Annotated in this window: 8 protein-coding genes; 1 reads left to right on the forward strand and 7 read right to left on the reverse strand. The window is 41.7% G+C overall.

Annotated features, from left to right (window positions below):
* The 5 genes from N518_RS0114645 to N518_RS0114665 all read right to left on the reverse strand — a co-directional run.
* A partial coding sequence (locus N518_RS0114645; protein ID WP_026444454.1) for a helix-turn-helix domain-containing protein occupies positions 1–230 on the reverse strand: 230 nt, incomplete at its 3' end.
* Between the two features lie 109 nt (positions 231–339).
* Positions 340–1,974 carry a cyclohexanecarboxylate-CoA ligase gene (gene aliA / locus N518_RS0114650; protein WP_017401249.1) on the reverse strand — a complete coding sequence of 545 codons (1,635 nt, stop codon included), beginning with the start codon at positions 1,972–1,974 and terminating at the stop codon, positions 340–342.
* Between the two features lie 54 nt (positions 1,975–2,028).
* Complete coding sequence (gene aliB / locus N518_RS0114655) at positions 2,029–3,186, reverse strand: cyclohexanecarboxyl-CoA dehydrogenase (RefSeq protein WP_005026550.1); 1,158 nt, start codon at positions 3,184–3,186, stop codon at positions 2,029–2,031.
* A gap of 12 nt (positions 3,187–3,198) precedes the next feature.
* Positions 3,199–3,981 (reverse strand): 2-ketocyclohexanecarboxyl-CoA hydrolase, encoded by a 783-nt coding sequence (gene badI, locus N518_RS0114660; protein WP_005026552.1) that lies wholly within the window; start codon positions 3,979–3,981, stop codon positions 3,199–3,201.
* A gap of 75 nt (positions 3,982–4,056) precedes the next feature.
* Positions 4,057–4,821, reverse strand: coding sequence for a glucose 1-dehydrogenase (locus N518_RS0114665; protein ID WP_005019745.1), 765 nt, complete (start codon positions 4,819–4,821; stop codon positions 4,057–4,059).
* 502 nt (positions 4,822–5,323) lie between these two features.
* Here N518_RS0114665 and N518_RS0114670 point away from each other — a divergent pair.
* On the forward strand, positions 5,324–5,806 hold the full coding sequence (locus tag N518_RS0114670) for a MarR family winged helix-turn-helix transcriptional regulator (RefSeq protein ID WP_005026554.1): 483 nt from the start codon (positions 5,324–5,326) through the stop codon (positions 5,804–5,806).
* A gap of 96 nt (positions 5,807–5,902) precedes the next feature.
* On the opposite strand, the gene N518_RS0114675 is transcribed toward N518_RS0114670, so the two are convergent.
* Positions 5,903–6,256: a hypothetical protein gene (locus N518_RS0114675; protein ID WP_005406411.1), complete on the reverse strand. Its 354-nt coding sequence runs from the start codon at positions 6,254–6,256 to the stop codon at positions 5,903–5,905.
* Between the two features lie 125 nt (positions 6,257–6,381).
* A partial coding sequence (locus N518_RS16950; protein ID WP_107113085.1) for an IS30 family transposase occupies positions 6,382–6,665 on the reverse strand: 284 nt, incomplete at its 5' end.

Genomic DNA, 6,665 nt, shown 5'->3' on the forward strand with positions numbered 1-6,665 from the left:
ATGACCGCCAGCTCTGTAGCATCATCTACACGGTTTTTTAGATTTGGTACTCGACGGGACTTATTGATTAATGCATCAATGTCACCAGACTGTACTAACTCATGATAGCGATAGAAAGTATCTCTAGAGACACCCATCACTTTGCATGCTCTAGAAACATTTTGAAGCTCTTCAGCTAAATTGAGTAAGCCGACTTTGTGTTTGATGATTTGATTGTTAGTATGCAACATAAGAAAGTTACCTTTGTTTAATTAAGATTTCGACACCTTTATCAAAACGGGTAACTTTCTCTTTTTCAAGAAGAATGTACGATCAAGTCTGAACTAATACATTTATAGCTTACTGCAATAACTCTCTCAATTTAAATTTCTGGATTTTTCCAGAGGGTGTCATTGGTATTTCTTCCCAGATTTCTAAACGTTCAGGAATATATTGTATGGCCAGATTATGGGTTTTAAGAAAATCAACCAGTTCATTTAAACTCAAAAGCTGTGCTGGATCTTTTAGTTTGATAATCGCACATGCACGTTCACCAAGCCTTTCATCTGCATAAGCCACCAATGCTACTAAAGCGATATTTGGATGCTTATATAATAGTGACTCAATTTCCGCAACCGGAATATTTTCTCCGCCACGGATAATCACATCTTTCTTACGTCCGCAAATCCGGATGTAACCCTGCTCATCCTGATATGCGATATCTCCGGTATCAAACCAGCCCTCAACATTTGTATCATTTAAATGTGGGCGTTTTAAATAACCTCCAAAACTGGAACATGAACGGATCATTAAACGGCCGGCTTCATTAACAGTTTTACTCTGTCCTTTTTTATCCACGATCTTGATTTCAACACCTGGCAATGCAATTCCATCAGTATTGAAAGAGCGTTCATCCTTATCTTCAGGTCTGGTTAGTGTTACAGCGCCACATTCAGTCATACCCCAAGCTGATATAACTTTAACACCCAGAGTTTCCCTGGCTTTTTGCACCAATGGACCTGGAATGGGTGCACCGGCACACAGGAAAATCTTTAGTGAATCGACTTTATCATGCTGTTCTGCCACGGTACTGGACAAATCATTCAAAAATGGTGTCGAGGCCATGGTGAAATTCACCTGATGCTGATGAATCAGGTCCACTGCTTTGGCTACATCCCAAACATCCTGCAACACCACTTTGGTATTCAGCTGAATCGGCATCATTAAGCCATACATAAAACCGGTCTGGTGTGCCATTGGTGAAGCCATTAATACCACATCATTTTCAGTTAAATGCAGTCTTTCTGCATACGGCACAATATTGGAAAATAAGGTATTGGCAGTATGCATCACGCCTTTCGGTTCACCGGTTGTGCCTGAGGTAAAAATCAGCTGGGTAATGTCATCCGGGCCAGATTCCAGTCCATCCAGCGCAGCAACTGCTGAAGCATCTTGTTCCAGACCATGATTGAGTAACAGATGATCAAAATTATTCTCGCCTTCACCATTGACCACCACTACATGCTTCAAGCTATCCAGCTTGTTTTGCAGCTGATTGGCCAGCTGTTCATGATTAAAATTGCGGAACGTTTTAGGTACAACAAAAACTTTGGATTCACCATGTTTGAGCATGAATTCCAGTTCACGTTCACGGAAGATCGGCATAAGCGGATTGAGTACTGAACCGATACGGCTGCAAGCCAAGTAAAGCAAGGTAAATTCCCACCAGTTCGGCAACTGGCAAGACACCACATCATTTTTTTCAACACCCAGCTGTTTTAGACCCAGCGCAATTTTATTGGTCATCTCCCAAAGCTGCTGGTAGCTGAAAGTCTGTTCAGTTTGATTCTCGACCTTAACGCTGACTAAAGCTGTTTTGTCCGGATTCTTTTCTACGGCACTGCGTAAAAAATCGAGTATTGTCTGGTTTAACCAGTATCCCTGTTTGAGCATGGCCTCTTTTCTGGCCGGGATCAGAACCGCATCAAAATCCATTCGTTTATTCCTCATTCTTTATAATTATCGTATTCAGGTTTAGACTTATTTTCCTTAAGCCGGAACAGCCTTACGTCCTGCCTTATGTCGCGCAATAATCGTTTTCATGATCTGGGCCGTTCCATCACCAATCTGGAAACCAAGTACATCACGCATCCGCTGTTCCATCACACCGCGATCGTAACCGGCATGGCCAAAGGTCAACAGACATTGATGAATTACATCATAGGCCAGTTTTGGCCCCCACCATTTACACATGCCCGCTTCAGAGGTATGTGGCAGATGATTGTCCTTGAGCCATAAGGTTTGCAGGCAAAGTAAGCGTGCCGCTTCAACCTGAGTTTCGTATTCTGCCAGTGGATGCGAAACTCCCTGAAAAGCAGTCAATGGCTGACCAAAAGCTTCACGTTGGGCTGCATATTCCCAGGCTTCATCCAGACTCACCCGGGCAACGGCCAAAACCTGTAAACCGATCAGCGCACGAGAAAAATCAAAGCCCTGCATCACCTGCACAAAACCTTTGTTTTCATCCCCTAGACGGTGATTTACGGGTACGCGAACATTGTCAAAAAAGATTGAACCGCGACCAATGGCGCGCTGACCATGACAGTCAAAACGTGTGGTACTGATGCCCGGTAAATTCATTGGAACTAAAAGCGCTGTCACGCCATGTGCGCCATTTTCATTGGCACCAGTACGACCAAACACTACAGAAGCATCTGCCTGATCGGCCGCAGAAATTGAAGTCTTTTCGCCGTTAATGACATATTCATCGCCATCACGTTCAATCTTCAAACGCAAGTTCGCTGCATCAGAACCGCCTCGCGGCTCGGTCAAAGCTATTGAAAAGATAGCTTCGCCTGCAGTGAGTTTTTTCAACCAAGGCTCAACTACTTCTGGCTGACCATGTTCGGCCAGAATCTGACCATTTAGGGAAGCAAGCAGGTTGATATAGGAGAAACTTAAATCTGCTTTGGCAATCGCTTCATGGATAATTCCAGCTGCCAGTCTGCCTATGCCCTGACCGCCGTATTGTTCCGGCAGTTCAGGTGCAATAAAGCCCATTTCACCCATCTTTTTGACCAGATCACGGTCAAAGATTCGGCTTTGGTCTCGTTCCAAAAAGCCTGGGGCGATATATTTCTGGGCAAATTTTTCTGCTGTTTCTGCCAAAAACTCGAGCTCTTCAGTGATATAAGGATTCTTTTTCATGGATCAGTCTCCTTATTTGGCATACTTACGGAATTCAGGCTGACGTTTTTCTTTCAGTGCATTGACTCCTTCACGAGACTCTTCAGTATCGTAATAAAGTTTTAGCGCATACATGCCCATGCCAGCAATACCTGCCTGATGTGCGGTATCCATATTGAAACTGCGTTTGGCAATTGCAATGGCAGTCGGACTACGCTGACAAATTTCCTCTGCCCAAGCCTGCACTTCAGCGTCCAGTTGATCAGCCGGTACGCATTTATTCGCTAGGCCCATTTCAACAGCTTCCTGACCAGAATAACGGCGGCACATATACCAGATTTCACGGGCTTTCTTTTCACCTACCACACGTGCTAAAAATGCCGTGCCATAGCCCGGATCAACCGATCCCATTTTCGGACCAACCTGACCAAAAATGGCTTTATCTGAACAGACAGTCAGGTCACAAATGGTTGCCAGCACATTGCCACCGCCAATCGCATAGCCTTGTACGCGTGCTATTACCGGTTTAGGTACATCACGGATAGCGGTATGTAATTCCTCCATTGGTAAGCCAATCGTGCCGCGGCCATCATAATTTCCATCATGCGCGGACTGGTCACCACCGGTACAGAAGGCTTTTTCGCCTGCACCCGCCAGCACAATTGCGCCCACGTTACGGTCATAACCTGCTCTATTTAACGCCTTGATCAGCTCGTCACAAGTGGTGCCACGGAAGGCATTCATTTTTTCTGGACGGTTAATCGTGATCCAGGCAACACCATTTTTAACTTCATATAAGATATCTTCAAAATTCATTTTCTTTACACCCTGTACTGTTTTTATCTATCTGGTTGAACTGTGATGGTTATGAAATTAAATGATGATTTCCGTTTAACCGTTCATGGTTAAACCGCCAGAGACACTGAGTACCTGTCCGGTAATAAAGCTGGCATCATCGCTCAAGAAAAAGGCAATGGCAGAAGCCAAATCATCCGGTTGACCCAAACGACCCAGTGGAATGGCACGAATAAAAGCTTCACGTAATTTTTCCGGATTTGACGCGCCTTCAGTCACGCCTGCAAGCAAAGCCGTATCTGTAGGTCCCGGGCAAATCACATTAATTTTGATGTTATGACGTGAATGCTCACGTGCCAGCGTTTTAGAGAAAGATAAAAAGCCGCCTTTACAGGCCGCATAGACTGCTTCACCCGAAGAGCCGACCCGGGCCGCGTCAGAAGCAATATTGACAATACTGCCGGAATTGCGTTCTACCATGCCTTTTAGCACAGTAAAGTGCATATTCAGCATACCGACCAGATTGATCTGGATCAGTTTTTCCCATTCCTGCGGATTGGTTTTAACAAAAGGTTTAAAAATATCCCAGCCGGCATTGTTGACGAGTCCATTAATTGGACCGAGTTCAGTTTCGGTTTTTTGAACTGCCTGCTCAACTACATCACTTTGGGTAATATCACACTGAATTGCCAGTGCCTGACCGTATTGATTGATTTCATTCGCCAGCTTTTCAGCCGCTTCCAGATTCATATCAAAAATGGCAACTTTGGCGCCTTCCTCTGCCAGACGTTGGCAGGTGGCTGAACCAATTCCGCCTGCTCCGCCTGTCACAATCACAACCTTGTCTTTTAATCCCTTCATTGCTCATCCCTACGCTATTTTGTTGTCGAATTTAATCGGCTGTTGTTCTAATCCGGTGTGTTTTATCTAAAATAGAAAGAGATTAGAGTTATGTCAATATGTTTACATAAAATAATATTCTTAAATTATTATTTATATATCTATCAACAACTTAATAATTTTATTTATTCAATGTATTGACCTATATTAATTTTTGGCTTTAGATTAGGGATATTGAGGTTTCAACACATAGCATGCATATATTCTCTTCTAATAAAAGGATGTAAGTTTATTTTGATGACTAGTAAATGCGAGTCTGTTTAGCCAGATAAGAGTTTGACAGTAATAAAAATAAGAGAGATATTTCTTGCTGATTAAAGTGGTTAGATTAGGATTTAACAGGCAGAATCCTGCTAAAACGCTATACTTTTAAAAAACTATAAAAGAAACTGATTAAAGCGAAAAAGTGATAGGCTATACTCTGCGCGGCTCGGCTATTTCAGTTTTGAGGATATCCAATATTGTGAGTGATGCTTTGTTAAAAAAATATGATCAATCCTTATATTCTGCGCATAACCGGCTTTTTTTCCGGCTGTTTCAGGTGGGCAACAGCCTGGACCGCAAATGCCTCAATGAGCTGAAAATATCTCCAGTACATTGGGCTGTGCTGGGTGCTTTGTCCCGTCCAAAAGTTAAATCAGGAATGTCCTTTTCTGATCTGACTGAATATTTGGGCGTGAGCCGGCAAAATCTGGACGCAGTATTAAAACGGCTAGAACGTGACGGTCTGGTGGAGCGGGTCATTAGTGAACAGGACCGCCGTGCTAAAATTGTTGCGCTGACGGCTGAAGGCTTGGAGACATGGGATAACTTGCAAGCTGATTTCTTTGAGTTTTATGGTCAGGCCCTAAATAAGCTCACCTTTGATGATGTAATTACCCTGATTCATTTGCTAAATAAGGTGAATGATGGACTTAAAAGCATTAAAATTCAAAATCACACCTAAAATATTTTAAGTAATTATAATGCACTTACTTAACAATGTCTTTTTAAAAGTTTGCTCTCCTTAATTAGTAGGTTACTACTAAACTCTCAGTGAGATTTAAACTATAATATTATTAAATATATGAGTTAACAGATAATAAACTACCAGAAGAAATAAAAAGATCCAGATTAAAAAAAACCATTTTTTAAAATGATAGAAAAATAAAATCTGTAAAAAAAATGCTGAAGTTATAATCAAGAAAAACCAGCTGATAATTCCTACAGAAACACCATTATCCAGACAGTTCAGATATAAAGAAACGCCCATAAAAATAAACGATAATATTTTTAAAGAAGAACGAGCATGATTAAAAGCCAGGAAGTTATTATTAAGTTTTTTCATTCCAATTTGACTGGTCATACAAAGCTGCATCATTGCAACAACTGCCCATAATATTGCAACCAAACTCATTTATTCACCTTACTCATTTGTATTTTTCTAAAATAATAACAAGCAGAAATATATCCTATAGCAATAAATATAAATACGAGGTCAACGCCTGCTATAGGCCATTGCTGATGTAACCATGGGCGAATTCAAACATGAGGTGCGACAGTTTGAAAAGTCTTATGATAATCAACAAGCTGAGCAAATTTCTCTAATGGTGTAAGCCAATCTAACGCTTTTCTAGGACGAGTATTCAGTGACATGGCAACTTGATTTAAATAATGCTGATCTGCCTGATTTAAATCAATCCCTTTAGGTAAATATTGCCTAATTAAACCATTCATATTTTCGCATGTGCCTTTTTGCCAGGGTGAATGTGGGTCACAGAAATATACATCTATGCCTAAATCTTCTTCAAGTATTTTATGTTCTG

The organism is Acinetobacter sp. UNC436CL71CviS28 (assembly GCF_000620525.1).
Classification (GTDB): domain Bacteria; phylum Pseudomonadota; class Gammaproteobacteria; order Pseudomonadales; family Moraxellaceae; genus Acinetobacter; species Acinetobacter radioresistens.

What these genes read in the sequence shown, in the direction of transcription:
- aliA (WP_017401249.1), bottom strand. Translation starts at nt 1,974, where the DNA reads ATGGATTTTGATGCGGTTCTGATCCCGGCCAGAAAAGAGGCCATGCTC.
- aliB (WP_005026550.1), bottom strand. Translation starts at nt 3,186, where the DNA reads ATGAAAAAGAATCCTTATATCACTGAAGAGCTCGAGTTTTTGGCAGAA.
- badI (WP_005026552.1), bottom strand. Translation starts at nt 3,981, where the DNA reads ATGAATTTTGAAGATATCTTATATGAAGTTAAAAATGGTGTTGCCTGG.
- N518_RS0114665 (WP_005019745.1), bottom strand. Translation starts at nt 4,821, where the DNA reads ATGAAGGGATTAAAAGACAAGGTTGTGATTGTGACAGGCGGAGCAGGC.
- N518_RS0114675 (WP_005406411.1), bottom strand. Translation starts at nt 6,256, where the DNA reads ATGAGTTTGGTTGCAATATTATGGGCAGTTGTTGCAATGATGCAGCTT.